Below are 24,185 nucleotides of genomic sequence, written 5' to 3'. Positions count from 1 at the left end.
AAGGAATGGGGGAAGAGCTAAAAGGAATTCACACTCGATTGAGTAGTTTTCTTACCAATCTAAAAACAAACGAGCGTCAGGTTTCCCCGACGCTTGTTTACATTTCATTTCAAGCAAATTGCTTATTCCAAAATGATTTTTTTGCTGATTTGTTTATCGTTTGAATGAATGTTTACCAAGTAAACGCCTTTCGGATATCCGGTCAAATCAACCGTTGTCTTTGCAGCAGTTTGTTGAATTGATTTTACTTTTTTACCCAATACATTGTAAATTTCAATACTTGCATCGCTGTAGTCTTCCAATTCGATAGTGTATAATCCCGTACTAGGATTCGGGTAAATTGTAACACTACTTTCCAATGATGCATCATTATTCCTATACGCCAATGAAAGCGTACTGTAATCAGGCGCACTTGGATCCTCGACTATTTGAAGTGTATGACCGTTACCTGATTTAACCGTTGTTACGATCATTGAAAACTGTTTGTAAGGACATAGGTCATTCCAAACCCCACGTGTGATGCGGTAGGTATGATTGTACAAGAATTGACCTGCAGATGGCAAACTGCAATTGGCTATAGTACTTATCCCTGAATAGGTATTGGCAATACAATCTATCCCGTTAAACGGATTCGGTGTGCTAAGAGGATACCACCAACAAGATGGATTCTGGAAGGTGAAAATAGCATTATTAGTTGGATCCAGTTCTTCTACGAACCATGCATATCCAAACCCAGGCTGTGTATTTGCTGTTTGATCGTTTGCCAATGCAGATAAGGTAAAGTAGGACGCAGGTGCCGTATTGACAGATAAACTAAATGATGGATCAGCATTGATGACGTTTACGTACCATTGCATACTGGAAGAACATCCGGTAACATTATCAGTAACAGTGCATAAATAGGTTGTTGAAACGGTAGGACTAACTGTAACACCAGCCATTGGTCCATTGTAAATGGCAGGACCAGCCGGAGAAAGAGGTGTCCAGTTTAAAGTATAAGTACTATTACTTCCCAAATTCATACTGGCATTTAAAGCAGCTACATCCCCGTAACAAATTTTACTCGTACTTCCTTTTAATTTGAAACTTGGAAGGCAATTAATATAAATGATTTTTGACGTTTCAGACCAGGGTACACATGCGTTCTGTACAGCCAATTTTACTTTGTAATATTTACCACAGACGATTGTTGGCCCGCCATTGGCCGCAGTTGGCAAGGTTAATGTTCCCGGTGCTCCTGCCGACCATGGACTCCACCATTCAATAGCACCAACAGCAGGAGTTCCAAACTGATCGCATTCGACAACTGTCCAAACATTATTGGCAACCGTACCACCCGTTGCAGATCCTGTGAAACTAATTGATGATCCGAAACAGAAAGAAGATGCCCCGGTAATTGCTGGAGTAAGTGTTGGACCACATAAGAACTTCAGAGATACATCATCAATGTAATAATAAGAAGGGAAACTAACATTCCCAACTTCTAGCGGTTCACTCAAAGAAGTCGAGCCATTGTCCTTGAAATTACCAATAGTGATGTATGAATAATTAGAACCGGCAGGCGGTATAATAGTTGCGGTTAGATTTGTCCATCCGGCTTTATTGGTAATTGGTGTCAGACTCATTGGTGGAACCAAATAATCACTGGCTCCTACGGGAATAGGTAAAGGAAAAACACCTGTTTGGAGTGTTTGGGATGGTTGCGTATTTGAAAATAAGACAGTAATGTCCTTTGTTCCATAAACACTGTTCGGCGATAAACGTACCCAGATACTGAGTTGGTAGCTGGAACCCGGAATAAGTGGCGATACCAATTGATTCGAAATATATTCCCGGGCACTTGGTTGCGCAGAACTTTGATAAACCGCAACCCCTGAATAACCATTCTCCGAGTGAGGACTAACAGGCATGTAAGCAATAGGTCCCGGAGAGGAAGGATTAAAATTTTGCCAGTTTAACCCTCCATTAACAGAGCTTCCTGCCTGTGCGTTCGTTGTAGGAACAGGTGCACAGTTATTAAAATAATCCGGGGTACAAACCACAGCGGTTGTAGGACTAGTTGGAGGGTTTACCCAAAAACAACAGGGATATCCAGCAGCAGCAGTAAGGTTATTTGGCGCACTATTAACCGTTAGATTCGCGCATGCTTTGGAAAAATATTCCATTTCGCCATTTTTGACTAACTCGTTGGGGGGTTGTACATAACCACTGCAACTTTGGGCTTTTAAATAGGGCATCGCAAACAAGGTTGCAATCACCAGTAAATAGTTTATACGTTTCATAATTATTTGTTTTATACAAATCTCGAGGCTTTCTAACTCCTTCAGAAACCGCAGGATAGCTTTTTTACACAATCCGGTAATTTTTGAACTTACTCTCTGAATTAATAATTAGCTTTGTTTAAAATGTTCAAAAAACTACTGTTTCACTCGTTATTATGCCTGGGTATTATGCCGGCCATTCATGCGCAGCAGCTTGTTTTTAAAAACATTGGTATCGAAGGTGGTGTACCGGCTGTGGAAGTATATCAGCTCTTTCAGGATAGCAAAGGTTATGTGTGGGTATTTACCGAATACGGCATTTCGAAACACAACGGAACTGCTTTTAACCCGGCATGTACCAATATTCCATTCAGTGAAAGCATAGTGTACTCGGTGACTGAATTTGGGGGAAATATGTATTTTCTCAACTCCAAAGCGGCGATTTATCAGATCAATAACGACAGTGCTTTTCGTGTTGCTGGAATTGAAGCCATAAGCGCCGAAATTCTATCGGGAAATCAGACGGCTTACGAACTCTTCTTCGATGATGGAGCCAACCTGTACCTTTCTACTATGCTTTACAAAACGTATAAAATTTCGAAGAGCGACTATTCTATTGCAGGTGGTATTCCGATTACGACACATTCTAAAACCCGTGAATCCGATGCTGCGGATACTGCGTTTCACCTTGTAAGAATGTATCCCCTGAGCGGAAAAAAATACCTAAAGGTAATTGATCATAAGGGAGCATTTGTTCGAAAGCTGTTTGCCAATACTTTTTCCATGCAACGCAATGCGGTGTTGAATACCGATTACGGGGTATACATCGCACGGGGAATTACAGTAAGCCTCGACAAAAAGAACGGTACTTCGAAGCAAATCGAACTGGAAACCGGCATGATCTGTTTGAAACGATCTCCCAACGGCCATTTGTGGATAGGGCTTTCCTATGGTGGATTACTGGAATTGGACCGCGATCTTAATGTAATTGAACATTATTTCGGAAAGATGACCGTCTCAGATGTGTTGTTTGATGATCAGTCGGGGATGTGGGTTTCAACGATCGAAAGGGGAATTTTTTATTCCAAAACCACCGATCGTGTTTCCTATTCCAATATCCCCGAATTGGATGAATGTATTTCACTGCTGAAAGTCATCGATAACAAATTGTTTATCGGAACAGTTGCCGGAAACCTGTTTGTGAAAGAAAAAGACCAGGTTGTCAAGGTAAACCTGAATGGCAACACCGCTCATATCACAGACATTGCCGCATTTGAAGGAATGTATTACCTGGCTACAAAACATTCCATTTTGACCATTAACCGCGATTTAAACCGGGCTGAGGTCTACCAACCCATGACGAACTGCTATGCTTTTGAGAAAAATGGCAAAGAAGAATTGCTGATGCTTTCCGGTTCGGTAATCTTGCGCAAAAAGAAGGGGAAGGATAAGTGTGCTAAATACTTTGTAGATGAACAATCAAAAAGCATTGTTAAGCGATCCCAACAAACATTTCTTATTGCCACTCATAAAGGGTGTTTTCTGCTGGACTCGACATTAAAGCAACCGGCTTATTTAAGGCCCCTAAGGGATAAAAACATTTCCAAACTCAAAACAGACCGTCAGAACAATTACTGGATTTGCACCAAGGGTGATGGGCTGTATTGCCTTTCACCAGAAAATAAGCTTACCCAATACCGCAATCTTCCATCGCAAGTGATCAATGACATTGCGTTTGCCGAAAACGGGATGGTGTTTTTATCGACCAACAAAGGAGCCTTCGTCACCTATTACAACAAACTCCACTTGTCTTCGGAATGGCGGCTGATCCTGGATGAAGAAATCGTGAGCATTGCTTCTTACAATAACAAGATCTACATCGCTACCAAAACCGGGCTCACACAACTGAATGCCAGAAAACTTTTCCGGGAAGATCATTACCGCTTTCATTTGGAATCGATTGTGATTGATGGTAAAAGTATGCCACAAGACTTTTTTAGATCTGCCTACAATCACAACAACATCTACTTCAATTTTGACGTATTGGCTTATCGGTTTCCGTCCAAAAAATTGGTTTACCGCTTAAAAGGAAGTGAGTCGTTCTCAGGCGAAGTGAGTGGGACACAGTTGCATTTGCAAAACCTGGAACCTGGTTATTATACCTTGCATGTTTCACCGAAAATCGGCGTGAGAAATGCACGCAGTCAGACAATACGCTTATCCTTTTACATCACACCCGCAATTTGGCAAACTACCGGGTTTAAAGCAGCACTTGTGGTGGTTGGCTTTTGCTTAATTGCAGGTCTAGGCTGGCTGATTCTATACCGAGCACGGAAAAAACAAGAACGGAAAGCGGCTATTGAAAAAGTACTTACCGAATACCGATTAACGGCTTTGAAGGCACAGATCAACCCGCATTTTATGTCCAATTCCCTGGTGGCAATCCAGCAACTGATTCTTACCGAAGAGAGTGAGAAAGCCAATTTGTATATCGCAAAATTCAGCCAATTGATTCGTTATTTACTGAACTATTCAGATCAGTCAGTGAGCAGTTTGACCAACGAAATCAGCATGATCGATTTGTATGTGGAACTGGAACAACTTCGTTTCAATGACAAGTTTCTGTTTGTGAAGGAGATTGATCCGGCCATTAACATCAGTGATCTCTACATACCTGCCCTGATAACCCAACCGCTCATCGAAAATGCTATTTGGCATGGATTATTGCCCTTGCAGGCAGCTAAACAACCGCGACTCACATTACGAATTGAACAACAAGCGGATCAATTGGTTATTAGCATTGAAGACAATGGTTTCAGCCGGCTTTCAATCTCCAAAGTCGAAACACCGACAGGTCATAAATCTAAAGGGACTTCACTGATCAGAAACAGATTGGATAGCTTAAATCAGTTGCATGAAACCAACGGAGCTCATATTAAATTCGTTGAACTCATGGATGAAACGAATTCAAAGATCGGTACACGTGTGCAAGTAATATTTTCCAGGGAAATTCTTAATAAACTAAGCCATGAACAGCATTAGAAGTATCATCATCGACGATGAATCGGCCAATCGGGCCGTATTGGATAGTTTTCTGAAAAAATATTGTCCGGTGATCGAGGTGGTCGGAAGTGCCGAATCTGCCGAGGTAGGTTACCATATGATTTGTGATTTGGCTCCTGATCTGGTTTTTTTAGATGTCCGAATGCCCATGCAATCGGGATTTGACTTGCTTCGAATGTTTGACGAGATTCCGTTTCATGTGATTTTCATTACCGCTTACGACGAATATGCCATACAAGCATTTGAATTCAACGCGATTGATTATTTATTGAAGCCGGTCGATTATCAAAAACTGATCAAATCTGTTGCCAAGGTCAAGGAAACGATACGTCTGAAAAACAATGCGAATGTCATCCATTTTGTGAATTCCATAGATGATAAACAAGAACTGCTGCGAAGCATCACCCTGCACAAAAAAGACAAGGTACAAATCGTAGACATCGATAAAATAGCCTACATTCAGGCCAATCGCAATTACTGTGAAGTCATCACGAGCGACAACGAACGACTCGTTTCATCAAAAACCTTGCTCGATTACGAACAACTATTGCAGCGTTATTCTCATTTCCTGCGCATCAATAAAAGTGTGATGATCAACATCCGTTTTATCCACGAATACACCAAGGGTTCCACCTGCTTCATCTACATGAAAAACGGCAAAGAGGAACTGGAAGTTTCACGCCGCAAAAAAGGAGAGATCTTGCAATATTTGAAGGAGGAAGGTGTATTATTGGTTTAAGATTGAGAAATAGTAACGATCGCTGGAATATGATGTAAATGTAGTAAGCCATATAAATAAAAAAGTCCGATGTTTCCATCGGACTTTTTTATTGCTCCCTCTGCTGGACTCCCCGACGTTTCGCTTCGCTGCAGTCGGGATAAACTTCTCGTCCAGAAATACCAATAACTAAAAAAGCCATCTGTCAGTTGACGGATGGCTTTCATTTTGCTCCCTCTGCTGGACTCGAACCAGCGACCCTCTGATTAACAGTCAGATGCTCTAACCAGCTGAGCTAAGAAGGAATCTGGTTTCGCGGTTGCAAATATAGCTAAAGATTTGTTTTTAACACAAACTCTACGAAAAAAAATGCATTTTTTTTTAATTAAATCCAGTACTAGCCTGAGTTTCAATACTAAAAATCATCTTCGGTCAGCGTGAAATCGTCCAAACCTGCGTCACAACCTTCTTCTTCACACGGAGATTCGTTGTCATCGATCATATCGAACGGAAGGTCATCCTCGCATTTTGCAGGGCGTAAAATATTCGTGCGGGACACATTCAGCCGGATCTCGGATCTGGAAGATCCATCCTCCTGGGAGAACGATTTTGCAAATGGTGTTCCGACTAACTCGACAAGGGCACCTTTCTTTAAAAAATCCAGGATACGCATGTTCGCTCCTTCTTTTTTCCAAATAGTGCAATTTACCCAAGTTGTTTTGGTCCTTGCTTCTCCTGTACGCTTATCGCGCCAATTCTTATTGTGCGCAACCGGAAAATTCACTGCAATAACGCCACGTTCCATTTGTTTCACAACGGCGTCCTTTCCAATATTTCCAATTAAGCGTGTTTCAAAAACAGTTGCCATATTCTAATTGATGGTAAATTAATGTGTTTCGAGTGTTTTCCCTCAACAAAAGTAATACATTTCAAGTTAATTCTTTCTTTCTACTACAATTGAGTCGGGGAAACCTTTCTTTTTCACCTCATTACAATAATCATCGGCTTCTGATTTTGAAGAAAAAGTTCCGGAAAAATATTTATAGCGATAGCCTGTTTGCGCCACCTGTGTGCGGCTGACAGCGTGTTCCAGATTTTTGAAACTTCCTTTTTCAGTATCCAGCCATTCCTTCGAACTCATGATCTGCACACTGTACGTTTTCCCGACCGAGGCTGTGGTTCCGGAACCCGAAGTCTTCTTGGTGAAGGAGATATTTTTATGCGTTTCCTGGAGGTGGCTTCTCATGGCACGAAATAAAGCTGACGCGATAACATCCTGTCCTGATGTCGTATTCAGGTAATTTGCCTCGGAAACATTTGTCATGAATCCACATTCAACCAAAACACTCGTCATTTCCGTAAATTTCAACACCTGCAGGGAATGTTCGCGGTCATCCGAATCCTTTACTCCTCTTGATTTGCGGCCGGCCCTCGTTTTAAACTCATTTTCAAATGCTCTGGCAAGTTTGACTGAGGCTTTTGAACTCATGGAATGAACATGCGACTCTGTTCCTTTGATAGCAGTATTCGGACTACCGTTGATATGCACCGAAATAAAATAATCTACGTTTTTGGAATTTGCCATATTTACCCGTTCGTCCAAAGTCGGGTAGCGATCATCTGTTCTCGTATACAAAACCGTTACGTTCTCTAATTTTTCGGTGAGATAAGATCCGAATTTCAGGGCGATTTTTAAAGTCAGATCTTTTTCCGGCAGTAAATTCTTGTCGGCAGCCTCATGTCCGGGATCGGAACCCCCGTGGCCCGGGTCAATCAAAATAGTAATTCCCTGACCCAAGGAAACAAAGGAAAGAACTATAAAAATCAAACTCGTATAAACTAACCGCATCCTGCAAATTTAGGACTCAATTAAACTCAGTCTTGAACAAATCCAAAAGGTTACTAAATACTAAATGTTAATTTTCTATCTTTGCGCCGTGAAAGCAACTCTCATTATTTCCGTTTACAAAGATGTGGAGGCACTTGACGCAGTATTGAGATCAGTAAAACTCCAGGTTGAAAAGGACTTTGAGGTCATTGTTTCACAAGATTGCGATGATGCCTGCTTTGACGAATTGATTGAAAAATTCCGGGCTGCATTTCCAATTAAACACATTCAACAGCCGGATCAGGGCTTTCTGAAAACGAAAATGCTCAACAAAGCCATCCGTGCTTCCGAAAGCGACCGTTTAATTTTCATTGACGGAGATTGTGTCCTTCACCCCCGTTTTGTGCAGCAATATGTGCGCTACATCCAAAAAGGCAGAATGTGCATTTCACGCAGGGTAAATCTGGATGAAAAGACTTCCCGCAAGATCCGGAACGGAGAAAAAACGCTTCCCGGTTACCTGGAAATGATTTTGAATAAAAGCACCAGTATCGAGGAAAGTTTTCCGCTTTGGAGTTTGTTACAACGAAAAATAGTTCCCCTACTCGGATCCAATATGGGCTGGCATAAATCCGACCTGGTACGAATCAACGGTTTTGATGAAACCTATGTTACCCCGGGATTCGGTGAAGATTCCGATATTGAATTCAGAGCAAAGAAGGCTGGGATCGTTCCTTTTTCGACACGTTACAAAACCATTCAATATCATTTGTTTCACGAGCGGCCAAACCGGGAAAACCTTGTAAAGATCAGCAAAGATTTATTCCTGGAACGAAAAAAACGGGAGGATTACCGTTGTCAGTTCGGGTTGGAGACACTGGATGCCTAATTACGAATACGTCCCGATAACCATCGAATTACGAATTACTTAATAAATAATTAGATGTTTTTCAGCTTTCGGGTTGCAAGTTCGCGATATTGCAAACCGACCAGTTACAGCAAGGGTTTCCAGCCAAATTAATCGTTAAATTTTAACACAAATTTTTTCACGCTCAAACATATCATTCACATCCTTAACAACATGGGATCAGGGCGGTACTAGGAACTTGCAATTAAAAACAGGTCTGCTGCAATCCCATCCGCCAACAATCTTCCTTTGGCAGTTAAAGCAATATTTTCTTCTGTTTGAACAAGCAGATTCTTATCCTCGTACTCTTTTACGATCTTGAACCATTCTTCATCCGGGGAAAGCATTTTAAAGAGTTGCTGCTTTGAAACACCCCATTTTGTTCGGAGACCAATCATCAGCGTTTCATTGAACTGATCAAAAGACGAAAGTATTTCCCGGGTTTCCGGAAGCTTCCCATTTTCCAGATCGGCCATGTATGATTTATTATTTGCCTGGTTCCAATAACGTTCCACCTGATCATAACCATGGGCTGAGGGACCGATACCCAAATATTTTGCCCCTTTCCAATAAGAAGTATTGTGAGCTGAATAATGACCGTTTCGTGCAAAATTAGAAATCTCATACTGTTCGTATCCTGCTGCACCCAACGTAGAAACGAGCATTTCGAACTGCTCCGACTGTTGTTCATTAGTAGAAACAACCAGTTTTCCTTCGTTCACCCATTTTGACAAAGCTGTTTTCTGTTCAACTGTCAGACAATAAGCAGAAACATGCTCGGGGTTCAGGGCAATTATTTGGAGCAACTGAGCTTTCCACTCTTCAGGTGTCATATTTGGAAGCCCATACATGAGATCCAAACTCAATTCATCAAAACCCACTTGCTTAGCATTTTGAACAGCGTTTAAACTATCTGCTGCCTTGTGACTTCTATTCATCCATTTCAACTGTTCATCATTGAACGATTGGATGCCGATACTTAGCCTGTTAACCCCCAGTTTCTTCCAATTTTCAAGGTTTTCCAGGGAACAATCATCCGGGTTGCATTCCAAAGTGATCTCCACCGAATCATCTACCCGGTAATACGCCTTAACCTTCCCGATCAATTTTTCCAACTGGGAAGCTGTCAAAACACTCGGCGTTCCACCACCGAAATAAATAGTTTGAAAAATTTCTGCATTCCAGGTTTTTGCCCTCATCTCCAATTCCATGCACAATGAGTTCACCATTTTATCCTGGTAACTATGGTTCGTAGAAAAATGGAAGTCACAGTAACTGCATTTTCGTGCACAAAAAGGAATATGAATATAACAGCCAGTCATGCAGTAAAATTAGGGATTAATCACTCGCCAGCCATGCCCGAAAAAGAATAGAATTCGGTCAAATGTTAAAAAACGCTTTAAATTTTTACCATTCAACAAAATAATATACTTTTCAAATATGGGATTTAAAGAACAACAGGCAGCCATTCAACGAGAATTAGATCGCTTTATCGACTTACTGGGGATTCTTTTGCCGCGTTATTCTAAATTACTAAAGCGCAAGAACTTAACAGAAGACGAATTACACGAATTAGGTGAACTGGAACACTTCCTGATTGGTGTAAATGGTCGCATTTCTGAAATTAAACAAGTACTTGAACAGGATGTTTACGGACACTCTTTAGATTTGTATTACAAACTGAAAGCTAAAGCTGATTTAGGAGATGAGGACGCGGCAAAAAAATTGAGCCGATTACGAGATTCGTACAATGACTCCATGATATCCGGACAGATTATACACTGGAACTAGGTATTATTCAAAACAACATTCTCCCCAAGAAAAAAAACCGCTGAAATCGCTTCAACGGTTTTTTTATAAATATCAGGTTCAAAAATTTCCGAAGAACTTTACTTTATCCCAAGCCACCAACGGCTATAATTATCAGGATACAGGTTCCTAAAAGAGATAAACTTACGATCGAACAAATTCTGCCGGCCTTTACTTTCTTCAATGACGACTCGGTATATAAAAGCGGGTTCTTATTGAATTCATTGATTGCTTTTCCCGATCTCACCAATGTGAAGATTGCCAGAATTATTCCGATAAATCCCAGACAAAACGGAATTGAAATAATTCCCATTGCTAGAATACTGCCCGCGCCTTCCAAATTCCTGGTTGGTGCACTTGTCATTACTATTGAGTCTAATGTTTCATTTTCCATTTGTTCGTATTTAGATTTTGTGTTGCTAAAATAAAAAAACCTCCGAATTTTCATCCGAAGGTTTAGTATTTGGTTTAAAAGGTGACTTCGACTCCACTGCGCCTATGCTATAGCTTTAGCGCAAGCATTCAGTTACCTTTTTGACTTTTCAATTTTGAATTCTCAATTAAATCACGGTTTTTCTCTTGTGAATGCAGGAATCCCTGTTACATCCATCCCGGTAATCAATAAGTGAATATCGTGTGTTCCTTCATAAGTAACAACGGATTCCAGGTTTGCCATGTGGCGCATCATGGAGTATTCACTTGTAATCCCCATACCACCGTGAATCTGGCGAGCCTCACGTGCAATATCCAAAGCAATTTCAACATTATTTCGCTTGATCATGGAGATCATTGCAGAAGTTGCTCTTCCTTCATTTCTCAATTGTCCGACACGCAAAGTAATAAACTGAGCTTTCGTGATCTCTGTGATCATTTCAGCCAGTTTCTTTTGTGTCAGCTGGAATGCACCAATCGGAACACCAAACTGTGTGCGCTCTTGTGAGTATCTCAATGCCTGATCGTAGCAATCCATTGCAGCACCTAAAGCACCCCATGCGATTCCAAAACGTGCAGAATCCAAACAGCTTAACGGGGCACCCAAGCCCGAACGGCCAGGAAGCAGGTTTTCTTTCGGAACTTTTACATTCACAAAGATCAACTCACCCGTTGCGGATGCACGAAGTGATAATTTCCCGTGCATTTCAGGAGTTGAAAATCCTTCCATCCCTCGTTCAACAACCATACCGTGAATACGACCGCTTTCATCCTTTGCCCAAACAACGGCGATATCAGCAAACGGAGCATTCGAGATCCACATTTTAGCCCCATTCAATAAGTAATGGTCACCCATATCTTTGAAGTTGGTGATCATACTTCCGGGATCAGATCCATGATCAGGTTCAGTCAAACCGAAACAACCCATCATTTCTCCTGTTGCCAACTTCGGTAAGTATTTTTTCTTTTGCTCTTCGGATCCGTATTTCCAAATCGGGTACATTACCAAAGAACTTTGAACTGAAGCCGTAGAACGCAATCCTGAATCACAACGCTCCAATTCCTGCATAAGCAAGCCGTAAGAAATCTGATCCAATCCGTGTCCGCCGTATTCTTCCGGAATATAAGGTCCAAAAGCTCCGATCTCACCTAATCCTTTCAACAAATGCATTGGAAAAGTTGCCTTTTCATAATGCTCGTCAATGATAGGAGAAACCTCTTTTTTCACCCACGCCCGTGCAGCGTCACGTACTAACTTTTGCTCATCCGTAAGCAATTCATCCATTAATAAATAGTCAGGATGAGAATATAAATCAGATTTCATTTGAGATTATTTTCAATTATTGGTGCAAATGTAATCAAATCAACGAATGAATAAAAATTACAAAACATTGTTGTCCTGTTAAAAACTCATCATCTCCTTTCAAGTTCTTCCAACCTTTTCAGCAGGAATATAAGATTGTGTTGTGATTACAAAATAGTACTTTTGTAACAGGATATTATTTCAGTTCATGCAATTAAGCGGACAATTCTTTACTACTTCAGCAGCAAATGAAGCGATGGTTCTTACGGAAAGGAGTTCCAACTATTCCTATTTGATCATAGCTGCTTTGGGTTTATGTCTCTTATTGATCTCAGCTGCACGATTAAGACAACGGGAAGTATTTTTAATCCTCGGACAGAATGCCTTTTTCTTTAACAGTCCTGCGGAACAATACAAAAACGGTATCCGAGAAAACCCGCTTTCATCCATTTTTTTAGTCTTTCAGTACATTATTGTCAGCGGAACCTATATCTACTGGTACAATCACTTTTCCATTGTTGATTTCAACACGTATCAAACAATTGTGCTTACCACATTCCCAGGGATCTTACTTCTTTATCACCTGTTTACTATTTCGTTAGCCGGAACAGTTACGGGATTTGGGCCGATTATCCAGGAAGTCAACCAGCTTACATTGACCATGGCACAAACTGCCGGGATCGTCATCCTGATAGAGTTCTTTTTTATCTATTTTCAGCCGGAACTTCTATCCGAATCCAAACTAATTATTGGCGGAACCTTTTTATTTTTCATCGTTTTGCGAATTATTCGCGCTTTTTATCATGCCTTACAACTCGGCGTATCATGGTATTATATAATTTTGTACCTTTGGACGCTCGAAATTTTACCTCTTTTAATTGGTATGAAACTGGTTTTTCCAGGTGAGATTTCAAGTTGGTTAGGTTAAATAAATGTTGAACGCTAAAACAAAATAAACCTTGAGTATTAAGACAATATTGGTTTCGCAACCGAAACCAGAAGGCGAGAAGTCTCCGTATTTTGATTTGGCCGAAAAGTATAAGTTGAAAATTGATTTCAGGCCGTTTATTCACGTGGAAGGTGTTTCTGTTCAGGAATTCCGTACTCAGAAGATCGATATTAAAGAACATACTGCCGTTATATTAACTTCTAAAACTGCTGTTGATCACTTTTTCCGTATCGCAGAAGAAATTCGTTTTGAAGTTCCGGATACCATGAAGTATTTCTGTATATCGGAGGCCGTAGCATTATACTTACAAAAGTATGTTACCTACCGCAAGCGTAAAATTTTCTTTGGTAAGCAAACCATCGAAGATTTAGTAGACCCGATTAAAAAACACAAAGGGGAAAAATTCCTGCTTCCGTGTACAGATATTTTACGGGATAAAATTCCATTGACGCTTGAAGAGGCTAAAATTCCTTTCACAAAAGCAATGCTTTACAGAACGGTTGCCTCTGACCTGAGCGATCTGGAAGATGTATATTACGACATGCTTGTTTTCTTCAGTCCGGGTGGAATTGAGAGTTTATTCAAAAACTTCCCTGATTTCAAACAAAACAAAACCCTGATCGCGGCATTCGGACCGACAACTGCCAATGCAGTAGTAAAAAACAACCTGCGACTGGATGTTCATGCACCGATGCCCAATGCACCGAGTATGACCGCAGCGATTGAGAATTTTATTAAAGAACACAACAAGAAGAAGTAAAACTTTTGATCAATTAAATAAAACAGTAAGGGGGCGATTAATCGCCCCCTTACTGTTTAACCTTCTTTTTAGCATTTTTTTGTTAGAAAGTATCTGCCAGACTACTCAACTATTGCTTCTGAATTTCGATATTTGCTCTTGCGAATCGAATTTCGTTATTTTTACCATTCAAATGAGTCGTATGGCACAAAAAAGTAAAGGACCGGCTACGTCGTCTTTTTCACCAAAAGAACACAAAAGAGCAACCATCGCTTATTGGTTACTTGCTACTTTCCCGCTTTATTTCGTTGGAGCATTACTGATGTTTCAATCGGAAGATAACCTTCCACCTGTTGCGATGCTTGATAATCCACCGGAACTACTGGCGTCCGTTATTATTGCAGATGACGGCGAAACAGAACTGGGACGTTATTGGAAGATCAACAGAACTTCCGTTGAATACCGCAAGATCAGCCCGAATGTCACCGACGCATTGATCGCTACGGAGGATGAGCGCTTTCACAAACACTCCGGGGTAGATTTCAGAGCAGTTGGCCGCGCAATCATCAATGCAGGTGGTGCCGGAGGTGCTTCTACCATCACTCAGCAACTAGCAAAACAATTGTATACCCTTCAATTGCGCGAGCGCCAGGAATTGGCAAGAGCAAACGGAGAAGACGTTGAATCGGGTTCTTCGGGAAGAATCGGAAGAATGTGGAGGCGTTTGAATGAAAAAGCGAGAGAAAATATAATCGCAACCCGTTTGGAAGCCCGTTTTACCAAAGAGGAGATTATCACGATGTATTTAAATCAGTTTGATTTCTTGTACAATGCCGTAGGTATTTCCAACGCATCCAAAGTATATTTTAATAAAAAGCCAAGCCAATTATCAAAAGAAGAAGCAGCGATGCTTGTAGGAATGTGTAAAAATCCTGCCTTATACAATCCTTACACTTTCAAGATCAAGGATTACAGATTTTCATTGGCGCGTAACAAGGGTGTTAGTCCTGAATCCATTACTGCTGCCGAAATTGCGGACGCACGGGCTTCAGATAGTCTTCGTGCACTGACAAGACGCAACCAGGTTTTGATGCAGTGGTTGAAAAATTCAAATGAAGAGAATGAAGCATTGCGTCAGAAATTAACGCAGGAAGAATACGATCGTTTGAGTAAAAAGCCATTGATTACGAACTACCAGATCGTAGATCACAAGCGCGGAATTGCTCCGTATTTCAGGGAAGCCTTACGTAACGAGGTCACCGACCTGTTGAACTCAAAGAAAGAAGACGGTTCCCTGGTTTACAAACGCGAGGACGGACTTCCGTACGATATTTACAGAGACGGTTTACGCATTTATACTACTTTGAATGCAGATATGCAGGAACACGCAGAATATGCCTTGGAAAGGCACTTAAAGGAAACATTACAGCCACAATTCGACAGAAATAACAAATCTGCAAAGAACTGGCCTTTTTCCAATTCCCTTTCCGAGGAAGAAGTAAACAGTATCATGAGATCCTCCATGCGTCGTTCTGACCGTTACCAGGCGCTTTCCGAAGCAGGTTTATCGGAAGCAGAGATCAAACGCATATTCAATGAACCGGTTCAGATGAGAGTATTCAGCTGGAGAGGTGAACTTGACACCATGATGAGCCCAATGGATTCCATCAGGTATTACAAATCATTTTTACAGGCAGGATTGATCTCCATTGAGCCAAGTACCGGTTTTGTGAAGGCTTGGGTTGGCGGAGCAAATATTGACCATTTTGCATACGATCACGTAAGACTGGGGAAACGACAAGTCGGATCCACGATCAAACCATTTGTTTACGCAGCAGGAATCACAATGAACGTGGTGAAACCAGGTCTGGTAGTACCAAATATTTCTTATTGTGTGGATCTTTATGATCCAAATGGAAATCCGGATGGACAGTGGTGCCCGAGAAATTCAGACGGCAGCGGGAACGGTGGAACTATTTCGATCCAAAAAGGGCTTGCACTTTCCAAAAACAACATTGCAGTTTATATCATGAAGCAAATGGGTGCACTTGCGGGACCAAAAACGGTTGCAAAACTCATGCGCGATATGGATATTGAATTACGCGATCTGGATATCGTACCAGCCATGTGTTTAGGTTCAATGGATTTGTCCTTGTATGAATTAGTAGGTGCCCAAGCAACCTTCGTGAACAAGGGAATCTTTAACAAACCAACGAGCATTCTTCGCATTGAAGACCGTTCGGGACATGTCATCTACAGTGCAAAAACAGTTTCGAAAGAAGCAATGAATGAAAACGTAGCTTACACGATCCTGAAAATGATGAAAGGTGTTGTCCAGGGAGGTACAGCAAGCAGATTGCGCGGTGGTTCCGATTATGGAAATATTCCATACCCGACAGCGGGAAAAACCGGAACAACACAAAACAATTCCGATGGATGGTTCGTAGGTTTGACACCGGATCTGGCAACAGGTGTCTGGGTTGGAGCCGAAGACCGCGGAGTACGTTTCAGAAGTACCGACCAGGGTCAGGGAGCGCGAACCGCACTTCCTATCTACGGATACTATATGAACAAGGTCTACAAAGATCCTAAAATTGCTATTTCCACCACGGATTTTGAAGTTCCGCGGAATTTTGATAACTCCGTCTTCAATTTGACAGGAGCAGAAATCGATCCGGCAGTTTCTGACACAACAGAGACCATTGTTGATCAAATACAAATGTGATAGAAAATCATGAATAAAGTTGTAAAAAACGTTGAAGAAGCCTTGGCCGGCATTGAAGATAACATGACCTTGATGGTGGGTGGATTCGGACTTTGCGGAATCCCGGAAAACTCCATTGCACAATTGGTGAAAATGGGTACAAAAGGCCTGACATGTATCTCAAACAACGCAGGTGTGGATGATTTTGGACTAGGTTTGTTACTACAGAACAAGCAGGTTAAAAAAATGATTTCCTCCTATGTTGGTGAAAACGAAGAGTTCGAGCGTCAAATGCTTTCAGGTGAACTGGAGGTTGATCTGATTCCCCAGGGATCTTTGGCGGAACGCTGCAGGGCAGGCGGCGCGGGAATTCCGATGTTCTTTACTCCGGCAGGATACGGAACGGAAGTAGCTGAAGGAAAAGAAGTCCGCGTATTTAATGGAAAACCACACATCCTTGAAAGCGCATTAACGGCAGACTTCGCCATTGTAAAAGCCTGGAAAGGTGATACGGAAGGAAACCTGATTTTTAAAGCAACTGCTCGCAATTTCAACCCAATGATGGCAATGGCAGGAAAAATCACCATTGCTGAAGTGGAAGAATTGGTTCCGGCCGGAGAACTCGACCCCAACTTCATCCACACCCCGGGAATCTTCGTTCAACGGATCTTCCAGGGAGAAAAGTTTGAAAAACGCATCGAACAACGCACCGTTCGAACCAAATAAATGAATTTTTTTCGATTAGACAATAAGTGGCTTATATGGCCACTTTTTCTTTTTCTAATGGCATACGCCATCCTGAGAGCTTTGTTCGTTGAACCCTTATTTGATGAACTCGCAACTCTCTATTGGTATATCCAAACAGGTTATCTCCCGGGTCGCGGCGCCACAATGGATGCAAATAACCACATTTTGAATTCACTGGTTTCAAACCAGTTTTTCTTACTTTTCGGGGATCACTTTTTTGTCTACCGGCTTTTCGCGCTCTGCACCTTCCCCATTTACTTTTTTGCGAGTCGAAAATTTCTTTTATTATCGGCAAGCAACCCTTTCTCATTCTTAATCTTCCTGGCCCTTATCTCCGTTCACTGGATCTTCGATTATTTTTCGTTCTCCCGCGGCTATGGACCTTCCCTGGCATTCCTGGTCCTCGCTTTCTGCTTTATCCGGAACTGGCTGGATCAACGCAAAACAAGTTCCTTTATCGGAATTGTTCTTTCGTTCATAATTGCATTGTTATGTAACCTAAGCCTGTTTATTCCCCTTATAATTCTTCTATTCTACCTCATCATTATTTCCATAATACAAATCAGGCAATTCAGCAGGAAACAGCTGGCTGGCATTTGGATCACCACCCTGTGTTTTCTAAGCTTTCTTATTCCTGTTTACATTTACATCTTAAAGCTAAAAAAGGCAGGAGCACTTTGGTGGGGCAGTTCCGATGGTTTATGGGAAGTTACCGGGAAATCGATTAGCAAAAATGTGCTGTTCACGGATAATCACTCATTGAAATTCATCTCCCTGTTTCTCCTTTTCATTCTGTTTTTCATTTTCATGTACACCTGGAGAAAAACCGGATTCGTTTTCTTCCTTCAAAAAACAGAATTCTGGATTCCCGCATTGTTTGGAAGTACACTAGTCTCCTTTATTCTTCTTGCCCAATTTATGGACCTTAACTATCCAATGGATCGGGTAGGAATGTATTTGGTTGTTCTTTTCATTTTGACTTTCGGATTATTAACGGAGAAATATCCGTTCACAAAATGGAGTTTGTTGCTCCTGCTCTGGTTCCCGCTCTCCTTTGTTTTTAAAATGAACTTGAATACTTCTGTTTTTTCACCCGAAGACCGCATTCATAAAACATTCTATCAAAAAATCATCCTGGAAGTTCCCGATAGCACGAGTATTTCCGCTGATTATGTTTCGCAGGCCAGTTATGCATACCTCACTCGAAAAGAGAAAATCCCGCATATAGCTGTTGATTATCTGCCGGAAGACACATTGAGCAAGGGCGACTATCATATTTCCTGGATAGAAAAGCTGGAGTGGCCCGGCTACTCTTGTTTGCTTTATGATCCGGTTAGCGGAACCAGGTTATACAAAAGAACCATTCCGTTTAAAACTCACGTAATTTTAGATACGCTCATATATCCCAAAAAAAGCAAGGAATCTGTAATTCCACTTGTAGACTTTGATCTGCGTCGTTTTACCAATCAACTAATCCAAACAAGTGTGGAAGGAAATGTCCAACTCGATAAGTACTGTTTGGATCTCAATCTAAGACATGAAATTCAATCCCGAAAAGAACAAATAAGAAGGACCGACAACACCCGCTTTAACTGGTATTTTGGGAGAAAAACTGCTTACAGGTTCCGTTACCCGAACCACCGGATCCTGGTTCTGCCAGAGGACCGGTTCTTACACATTCGTTTTTATAATGATGACCTGAATAAAGTTAATCTTGAAGCTATTCGTGTGAAAATAGTTGTCGTAACCGAAAAGTTCAAATAACTTAGTAACAGAATAAATTAGACCGTTTTGATTCAAAAAAACACCAATACGCAAATTACAACCTGGATCCTGTTTTTGGGTTTATTGATCTATGCCATTTTAAGAGCCTGGATCGTAGAACCAATCCACGATGAAGTAGCCACTTATTTTCATTACATCGAAACCGGGGAAATTAAGGGCGGACGCTCTTTGATGGATGCCAATAACCATTTACTGAACAGTTGGCTGGGAAATCTTTCCTATCGCTGGTTCGGGGAACATTTTTTTCTTTTCCGGGTTCCGGCAATTCTTTGTTTTTGCCTGTATTTTTGGTCGAGCAGGAAACTAACACGCAATCTGAATTCAGGTCTATGGGGAGAACTTTGTTTCGTCGCACTAAACACCATTCCCTGGATCTTTGATTATTTCAGTTACACCAGAGGTTATGGCTTGGCCATAGGTTTCTTCATGGCCGCCTTATTGCAGTTATCCCTGTGGCTGAAGGAACAGCATACAGGTCATTTGCTGCTGCTGCTTTTGTTTCTTTATTTAGCAGTACTCTCCAACCTGACATATCTCATCACGAGCCTGATCATTGTTGGCTACGCTGTTTTCATTACCCTGATCCATTCGAAAAAAATCGGAATCAAAGCCCTTGTCTTTCACACCTTTTTAATCATCGTATTCTGTTTCGCCCTCATTCCCCTCATCGAATTCAGTTTTGCTCTGAAAGAAGCCGGAGCGCTTTATTATGGAAGTTTGGACGGGCTTTGGTGGGTTACCGGGAAAACGCTTTCGAGATATATCCTGTTTTACGACGCGAACTGGCTCCGGATTGTATACGTCCTGATCGGGTTAACGGGACTATTTATCCTGTTTCTGCAATGGAAAAAAGAATCTTGGCTGCAATTCATTACGAGTACTTCTTTTTGGTTGTGCATGCTTATCGGAGGAAATATTTTGGCCATTCTCTTCCTTGCAAAGGTTATGAAGGTGAATTACCCGGAAGACCGGGCAGCCATGTATCTTATCCCTTTAAGCATTCTGGCTTTAACAACACTTTTTGCCCAACACAAGATTTCCAAATACTTCCTGTTTATTCTTCTTTTCTTCCCGGCAAGTTTTCTTTTGAAATTGAATCTGAACACTTCTGTTTTCTCCCCGGATGACCGCATGAGCAAGGAGTTTTATGAAGCTGCCATGAAAGATCTAAAACCCGACCAAACAGTCAGCATCTACCCTATCATGCAATTGACCTATTCCTATTTTGAACGAACCAATCCGGCGCATAAAACAAAGCATATAGCAACCGTACAAAAGGATTTTCTTCCCAGCAGCGATCTGATCTTAACCAAAACAACCTGGTTATTTCCAAAAGATGATATTCGAATGTACGATGTTGTGGCAAAAGATCCGGCAAGTACCTATATTGCATTAAAGCGGAAGAAAGCATACAGACAAACCCATTTATTTGATTCAATTGGAAAGACAAGGCAATCAGATGAGGAATATATTTTGTTTTACGACGGACCGATCCGACCCGAATGGAGAAATAAGACAATCCAGATCAATCTGAAGGGAAGCTTAAAAACTGATAAAGAATTGAACGATTTCAATGCCGTAGTTGCAACCAACGATTCTACCGATAAGAATCTGAGGTATGAATACCAAAACCTCCGTTGGTATGTTGGCGAGAACGCCCGGCAGTTTAAATTGAACTATCCTTATGCCGCAAAGCATTTTCTCAACGAAGAATCCCGATTGATTATTTATATTTGGAACCCGGAAAGAAAGCATTTCAAGCTTACAAATCCGACAATTCAGATTATTGAGTTAAAATAACACATATGGCACTAGATAAAAACGGAATAGCAAAACGAATTGCACAGGAACTAAAAGACGGTTGGTATGTGAATTTGGGAATTGGTATTCCAACACTTGTCGCAAATTACATTCCTGAAGGGATCGAAGTTGAATTTCAATCTGAAAACGGGATTCTGGGCATGGGTCCGTTTCCATTTGAAGGAGAAGAAGATCCGGATCTGATCAATGCAGGAAAACAAACCATTACAGCTCGCAAAGGCGCCGCATTTTTTGATTCAGCCATGTCTTTTGCAATGATCCGCGGGCAACACGTTCAATTAACGGTTTTAGGTGCAATGGAAGTTGCTCAGAACGGTGATATTGCCAACTGGAAAATCCCAGGCAAAATGGTAAAAGGAATGGGAGGAGCGATGGACCTGGTAGCTTCTGCCGAAAATATTATTGTTGCCATGATGCATTCGAATAAAGCCGGTGAGTCGAAAATATTGAAAGAATGCACCCTGCCGCTTACCGGTGTTGGTTGTGTTAAAAAAGTAGTAACCGAATTGGCCGTATTGGAAATTAAAGACAATAAATTTCATTTAATCGAACGCGCTCCGGGAGTTAGTGTTGAAGAAATCATATCCAAAACCGAAGGAGATTTAGTTGTCCCGGACTTTGTTCCCGAAATGAGCATCTAATAAAATCCCCTTTTTTACGTTATCCAAACTCATGATTCAAAAATTATCCATTCTTATACCGGCATACAACGAAGGGCCAACCATTCACCTGATTCTTGATAAGATCAAAAAGGTGCAGCTGGAAAACGATATTCATAAAGAATTGGTAATCGTGAATGACTGTTCCAAGGATAATACTGTTGAACGAATTGAAGCTTACATGGCTGCAAATCCGGAAATGGATATCCGTTTATTCTCCCAGCCATACAACCAGGGAAAAGGCGCTGCTATTAACCGTGCTATCCAGGAAGCTACCGGCGAATATATCATTATCCAGGATGCAGATCTTGAATACGATCCGGAAGAATACAACCTGTTGCTGAAACCGGTTTATATGGACAACGCAGATGTGGTTTATGGCTCCCGCTTCATGGGACATCAGCCTCACCGGATTCTCTTTTACTGGCACTCAAAGGGAAATAAATTCCTGACTGGTCTTTCCAATATGATGACGAACTTAAACTTAACTGACATGGAAACATGCTATAAGTTAATCCGCTCATCGATAGCCAAGGATATTAAGATCAAGGAAAACCGTTTTGGAATTGAACCCGAAATAACCGCCAAGCTTGCGAAACTCAAAGGAATCCGGATTTATGAAGTAGGTATTTCTTATTACGGAAGGACTTATGAAGAAGGCAAGAAAATTGGCTGGAAAGATGGATTCAGAGCGATTTACTGTATCATCAAGTATAAGTTTACCAATTGACCAAGTTCAAAGGGTTCAAAAGTTTAAATTATTGAACTTTAATACTTAATCTTTTTAGACCAGCTGATTGCCCGCTTTTCTATGACCAGGTAATAACAGTAAGCAAAGGCAAGTGAGACTAACACTGCCAAACCAATTGCCAGCCAGCCGGGTAAATTCAGGTATTTCTCATTTTTGATAAGGAATAAAAATAAACCTCCCGCCAATCCGTGTGTTAAGTAAAGTGAATAGGAAAACCGGCCGATCCACTCCAGCCAGGTGCTTCGAATCTTTATCCACAAAATCAAACTCACACCGATAATCAGAACGATCGTATCTTCTATTGGGAAAATGAACACCAAGACCGTCAAACTGCAGATAAGCAACAGATAATTAACCAGAAGATTCCTGGATTTATATATCTCAGAGCATACAATTCCGGCGATGAAAAAAGGAGTGTTGTGAATCAGGTCAACAGAATGAAAAAACACAACGAGAACTAAAGCAGCAAATAACACCAATGAATAAATCAAAAGATGCCTGCGCAGGAATATAACCAGGAAACCGATAATCAGGTAGAATGAAAATTCCACTTTAAGCGTCGTAAAAATAGGATTCATCCATTCCGAATCCCTGAACAGGTCAACCGTAAGCGTTGCATTCTCCAAAATTTGTTTCGCATCGTAAGGGTAAGTCCCATCCCAGATGACTGCTACCAAACAAATTAAAGCAAGAATCCCGAGAAAAGGTGGAAATATACGTGCAAAGCGTTTTAGTAAATAGGTGTAATAACTGTAAATCCGGGAATTGGTATCGGTTAGCGAATAATAGATTACAAAACCCGAAATAATGTAAAACAATTCTACTCCCTGCGCCCCAAACCTGGAATAATCGCGGATCATTGCATTTTCTACGAGGAATCCGTCGACCCCGTGAAACGAAAGAAAATGGAAAACGAGCACCATCAATGCGGCTATTGCACGCAAAGATTCAATGTGACCCAAATACCTTTTCCCTTTTTCCAATGTGGTGCTAAAATAACAGTTTCTTTCGGGTCTTGGTTCTTTGAAGATTGTCACAAGATAAAAATCTCACTAACTATTTGATTTTCATGCTTGTCCCAATATTGGGACATTGGGATTTTGGAAAATTCCAAAATCGGACACCAACAAAAAACCCCGAATCTGAATAAGCAGAAACGGGGCTTTTAACACTTTATTTAATGACTTAGTACAATTCTTGTTTCAAAGCTGTACGGTAGTCCTTAATTTCTTCTCTGTTGATTTTGTGTTCGGCATTCTTCAAAAGATTCAGCAAATACAAAAAGTTCTCCTGACCTTCGATCTCCAAAGGATACTCATTTCCTTCTTCATCTTCTTCATACTGTGCCTGAACGTCAAAGCCTTTTCTATCCAGTAAAAACTCATATGATAAACGCAAAACTTTTACCACCAAAGGATCTTGTTCCTTCAAAGCTTGTTCGCGCAATTCTTTCAAATCCTCGACAAGGCCTTTGTACTCAATCCCCTCTTTTTCCACATTGGAAATAATCGTTTCTAACTTCTTATTGGCAATGGCCGTTTTCATACTCACTTATTTTCAAGGTTGTAACTACTTTGCAACAACTTTCAAGACATGCAAATGTAATGACTTATTAGCAGTTAAAATAACATCCGCCGTGTTTTTTTACAAAATCATTTGCTTTTTAAGAATTACACCTGATACCTTGAACGAATCACTATATTTGTAAA

At 41.1% G+C, this 24,185-nt stretch carries 20 protein-coding genes and 1 tRNA gene; 12 read left to right on the top strand and 9 right to left on the bottom strand.

Features of this window, described 5'->3' with window-relative positions; genetic code table 11:
- Positions 1 to 122: 122 nt before the first annotated feature.
- Positions 123 to 2,282: a T9SS type A sorting domain-containing protein gene (locus K0S23_RS13070; protein ID WP_300358085.1), complete on the bottom strand. Its 2,160-nt coding sequence runs from the start codon at positions 2,280 to 2,282 to the stop codon at positions 123 to 125.
- 123 nt (positions 2,283 to 2,405) lie between these two features.
- Here K0S23_RS13070 and K0S23_RS13065 point away from each other — a divergent pair, with 123 nt between their 5' ends.
- A complete protein-coding gene (locus tag K0S23_RS13065) occupies positions 2,406 to 5,303 on the top strand; it encodes a histidine kinase (protein ID WP_300358083.1) in 2,898 nt (965 codons plus the stop codon).
- Positions 5,290 to 6,063 carry a LytTR family DNA-binding domain-containing protein gene (locus tag K0S23_RS13060; RefSeq protein WP_300358081.1) on the top strand — a complete coding sequence of 258 codons (774 nt, stop codon included), beginning with the start codon at positions 5,290 to 5,292 and terminating at the stop codon, positions 6,061 to 6,063. Before K0S23_RS13065 ends, K0S23_RS13060 begins: the two co-directional genes overlap by 14 nt.
- A 210-nt stretch (positions 6,064 to 6,273) precedes the next feature.
- Here K0S23_RS13060 and K0S23_RS13055 read toward each other — a convergent pair.
- The 3 genes from K0S23_RS13055 to K0S23_RS13045 form a co-directional block, all read right to left on the bottom strand.
- Positions 6,274 to 6,347 (bottom strand) — tRNA-Asn (locus tag K0S23_RS13055).
- A gap of 110 nt (positions 6,348 to 6,457) precedes the next feature.
- A complete protein-coding gene (locus K0S23_RS13050) occupies positions 6,458 to 6,910 on the bottom strand; it encodes a single-stranded DNA-binding protein (protein ID WP_300358079.1) in 453 nt (150 codons plus the stop codon).
- A gap of 66 nt (positions 6,911 to 6,976) precedes the next feature.
- Positions 6,977 to 7,891, bottom strand: coding sequence for an N-acetylmuramoyl-L-alanine amidase (locus K0S23_RS13045; RefSeq protein ID WP_300358077.1), 915 nt, complete (start codon positions 7,889 to 7,891; stop codon positions 6,977 to 6,979).
- Between the two features lie 88 nt (positions 7,892 to 7,979).
- Here K0S23_RS13045 and K0S23_RS13040 point away from each other — a divergent pair, with 88 nt between their 5' ends.
- Positions 7,980 to 8,759, top strand: a complete 780-nt coding sequence (locus K0S23_RS13040) for a glycosyltransferase (RefSeq protein ID WP_300358074.1) — start codon at positions 7,980 to 7,982, stop codon at positions 8,757 to 8,759.
- Positions 8,760 to 8,968: 209 nt separating this feature from the next.
- Here K0S23_RS13040 and hemW read toward each other — a convergent pair whose 3' ends face one another.
- Positions 8,969 to 10,099: a radical SAM family heme chaperone HemW gene (gene hemW / locus K0S23_RS13035; RefSeq protein ID WP_300358072.1), complete on the bottom strand. Its 1,131-nt coding sequence runs from the start codon at positions 10,097 to 10,099 to the stop codon at positions 8,969 to 8,971.
- A 118-nt stretch (positions 10,100 to 10,217) separates the two neighbouring features.
- Here hemW and K0S23_RS13030 point away from each other — a divergent pair, with 118 nt between their 5' ends.
- Positions 10,218 to 10,568 carry a hypothetical protein gene (locus tag K0S23_RS13030; RefSeq protein ID WP_300358070.1) on the top strand — a complete coding sequence of 117 codons (351 nt, stop codon included), beginning with the start codon at positions 10,218 to 10,220 and terminating at the stop codon, positions 10,566 to 10,568.
- Between the two features lie 103 nt (positions 10,569 to 10,671).
- On the opposite strand, the gene K0S23_RS13025 is transcribed toward K0S23_RS13030, so the two are convergent.
- Positions 10,672 to 10,980 carry a hypothetical protein gene (locus K0S23_RS13025; protein WP_300358068.1) on the bottom strand — a complete coding sequence of 103 codons (309 nt, stop codon included), beginning with the start codon at positions 10,978 to 10,980 and terminating at the stop codon, positions 10,672 to 10,674.
- Between the two features lie 171 nt (positions 10,981 to 11,151).
- Complete coding sequence (locus K0S23_RS13020) at positions 11,152 to 12,342, bottom strand: acyl-CoA dehydrogenase family protein (protein WP_300358066.1); 1,191 nt, start codon at positions 12,340 to 12,342, stop codon at positions 11,152 to 11,154.
- Between the two features lie 187 nt (positions 12,343 to 12,529).
- Between K0S23_RS13020 and K0S23_RS13015 the strand changes: the two genes are divergently transcribed.
- From K0S23_RS13015 to K0S23_RS12980, 8 genes are all read left to right on the top strand, one after another.
- Complete coding sequence (locus K0S23_RS13015) at positions 12,530 to 13,249, top strand: DUF4271 domain-containing protein (RefSeq protein ID WP_300358064.1); 720 nt, start codon at positions 12,530 to 12,532, stop codon at positions 13,247 to 13,249.
- Between the two features lie 31 nt (positions 13,250 to 13,280).
- Positions 13,281 to 14,030, top strand: coding sequence for a uroporphyrinogen-III synthase (locus K0S23_RS13010; protein ID WP_300358062.1), 750 nt, complete (start codon positions 13,281 to 13,283; stop codon positions 14,028 to 14,030).
- A 181-nt stretch (positions 14,031 to 14,211) separates the two neighbouring features.
- Positions 14,212 to 16,734, top strand: coding sequence for a transglycosylase domain-containing protein (locus K0S23_RS13005; protein ID WP_300358060.1), 2,523 nt, complete (start codon positions 14,212 to 14,214; stop codon positions 16,732 to 16,734).
- Positions 16,735 to 16,740: 6 nt separating this feature from the next.
- Positions 16,741 to 17,439, top strand: a complete 699-nt coding sequence (locus K0S23_RS13000) for a CoA transferase subunit A (protein WP_300358449.1) — start codon at positions 16,741 to 16,743, stop codon at positions 17,437 to 17,439.
- A 57-nt stretch (positions 17,440 to 17,496) separates the two neighbouring features.
- Entirely contained in the window at positions 17,497 to 19,224 is a 1,728-nt protein-coding gene (locus tag K0S23_RS12995) for a hypothetical protein (protein ID WP_300358058.1), read from the top strand.
- A gap of 27 nt (positions 19,225 to 19,251) precedes the next feature.
- Positions 19,252 to 21,045, top strand: coding sequence for a hypothetical protein (locus K0S23_RS12990; protein WP_300358057.1), 1,794 nt, complete (start codon positions 19,252 to 19,254; stop codon positions 21,043 to 21,045).
- A 5-nt stretch (positions 21,046 to 21,050) separates the two neighbouring features.
- A complete protein-coding gene (locus K0S23_RS12985; RefSeq protein WP_300358056.1) occupies positions 21,051 to 21,707 on the top strand; it encodes a CoA transferase subunit B in 657 nt (218 codons plus the stop codon).
- Between the two features lie 31 nt (positions 21,708 to 21,738).
- Complete coding sequence (locus K0S23_RS12980; RefSeq protein WP_300358054.1) at positions 21,739 to 22,455, top strand: glycosyltransferase family 2 protein; 717 nt, start codon at positions 21,739 to 21,741, stop codon at positions 22,453 to 22,455.
- A gap of 38 nt (positions 22,456 to 22,493) precedes the next feature.
- Here the strand turns inward: K0S23_RS12980 and K0S23_RS12975 are convergent, their stop codons facing one another.
- Positions 22,494 to 23,513 carry an acyltransferase gene (locus tag K0S23_RS12975; RefSeq protein WP_300358053.1) on the bottom strand — a complete coding sequence of 340 codons (1,020 nt, stop codon included), beginning with the start codon at positions 23,511 to 23,513 and terminating at the stop codon, positions 22,494 to 22,496.
- Between the two features lie 148 nt (positions 23,514 to 23,661).
- Positions 23,662 to 24,021, bottom strand: coding sequence for a hypothetical protein (locus tag K0S23_RS12970; protein ID WP_300358052.1), 360 nt, complete (start codon positions 24,019 to 24,021; stop codon positions 23,662 to 23,664).
- Positions 24,022 to 24,185 lie beyond the last annotated feature (164 nt).

The organism is Fluviicola sp. (assembly GCF_029266855.1).
GTDB lineage: Bacteria > Bacteroidota > Bacteroidia > Flavobacteriales_D > Crocinitomicaceae > Fluviicola.
The sequence above is the reverse complement of the archived record's forward strand: the minus strand, read 5'-3'. Positions and strand labels throughout refer to the sequence as shown.

What these genes read in the sequence shown, in the direction of transcription:
- K0S23_RS13065 (WP_300358083.1), top strand. Translation starts at nt 2,406, where the DNA reads ATGTTCAAAAAACTACTGTTTCACTCGTTATTATGCCTGGGTATTATG.
- K0S23_RS13060 (WP_300358081.1), top strand. Translation starts at nt 5,290, where the DNA reads ATGAACAGCATTAGAAGTATCATCATCGACGATGAATCGGCCAATCGG.
- K0S23_RS12995 (WP_300358058.1), top strand. Translation starts at nt 17,497, where the DNA reads ATGGCATACGCCATCCTGAGAGCTTTGTTCGTTGAACCCTTATTTGAT.
- K0S23_RS13020 (WP_300358066.1), bottom strand. Translation starts at nt 12,342, where the DNA reads ATGAAATCTGATTTATATTCTCATCCTGACTATTTATTAATGGATGAA.
- K0S23_RS13070 (WP_300358085.1), bottom strand. Translation starts at nt 2,282, where the DNA reads ATGAAACGTATAAACTATTTACTGGTGATTGCAACCTTGTTTGCGATG.
- K0S23_RS12970 (WP_300358052.1), bottom strand. Translation starts at nt 24,021, where the DNA reads ATGAAAACGGCCATTGCCAATAAGAAGTTAGAAACGATTATTTCCAAT.
- K0S23_RS13005 (WP_300358060.1), top strand. Translation starts at nt 14,212, where the DNA reads ATGGCACAAAAAAGTAAAGGACCGGCTACGTCGTCTTTTTCACCAAAA.
- hemW (WP_300358072.1), bottom strand. Translation starts at nt 10,099, where the DNA reads ATGACTGGCTGTTATATTCATATTCCTTTTTGTGCACGAAAATGCAGT.
- K0S23_RS12980 (WP_300358054.1), top strand. Translation starts at nt 21,739, where the DNA reads ATGATTCAAAAATTATCCATTCTTATACCGGCATACAACGAAGGGCCA.
- K0S23_RS13015 (WP_300358064.1), top strand. Translation starts at nt 12,530, where the DNA reads ATGCAATTAAGCGGACAATTCTTTACTACTTCAGCAGCAAATGAAGCG.
- K0S23_RS13025 (WP_300358068.1), bottom strand. Translation starts at nt 10,980, where the DNA reads ATGGAAAATGAAACATTAGACTCAATAGTAATGACAAGTGCACCAACC.
- K0S23_RS12985 (WP_300358056.1), top strand. Translation starts at nt 21,051, where the DNA reads ATGGCACTAGATAAAAACGGAATAGCAAAACGAATTGCACAGGAACTA.
- K0S23_RS13045 (WP_300358077.1), bottom strand. Translation starts at nt 7,891, where the DNA reads ATGCGGTTAGTTTATACGAGTTTGATTTTTATAGTTCTTTCCTTTGTT.
- K0S23_RS13050 (WP_300358079.1), bottom strand. Translation starts at nt 6,910, where the DNA reads ATGGCAACTGTTTTTGAAACACGCTTAATTGGAAATATTGGAAAGGAC.
- K0S23_RS13030 (WP_300358070.1), top strand. Translation starts at nt 10,218, where the DNA reads ATGGGATTTAAAGAACAACAGGCAGCCATTCAACGAGAATTAGATCGC.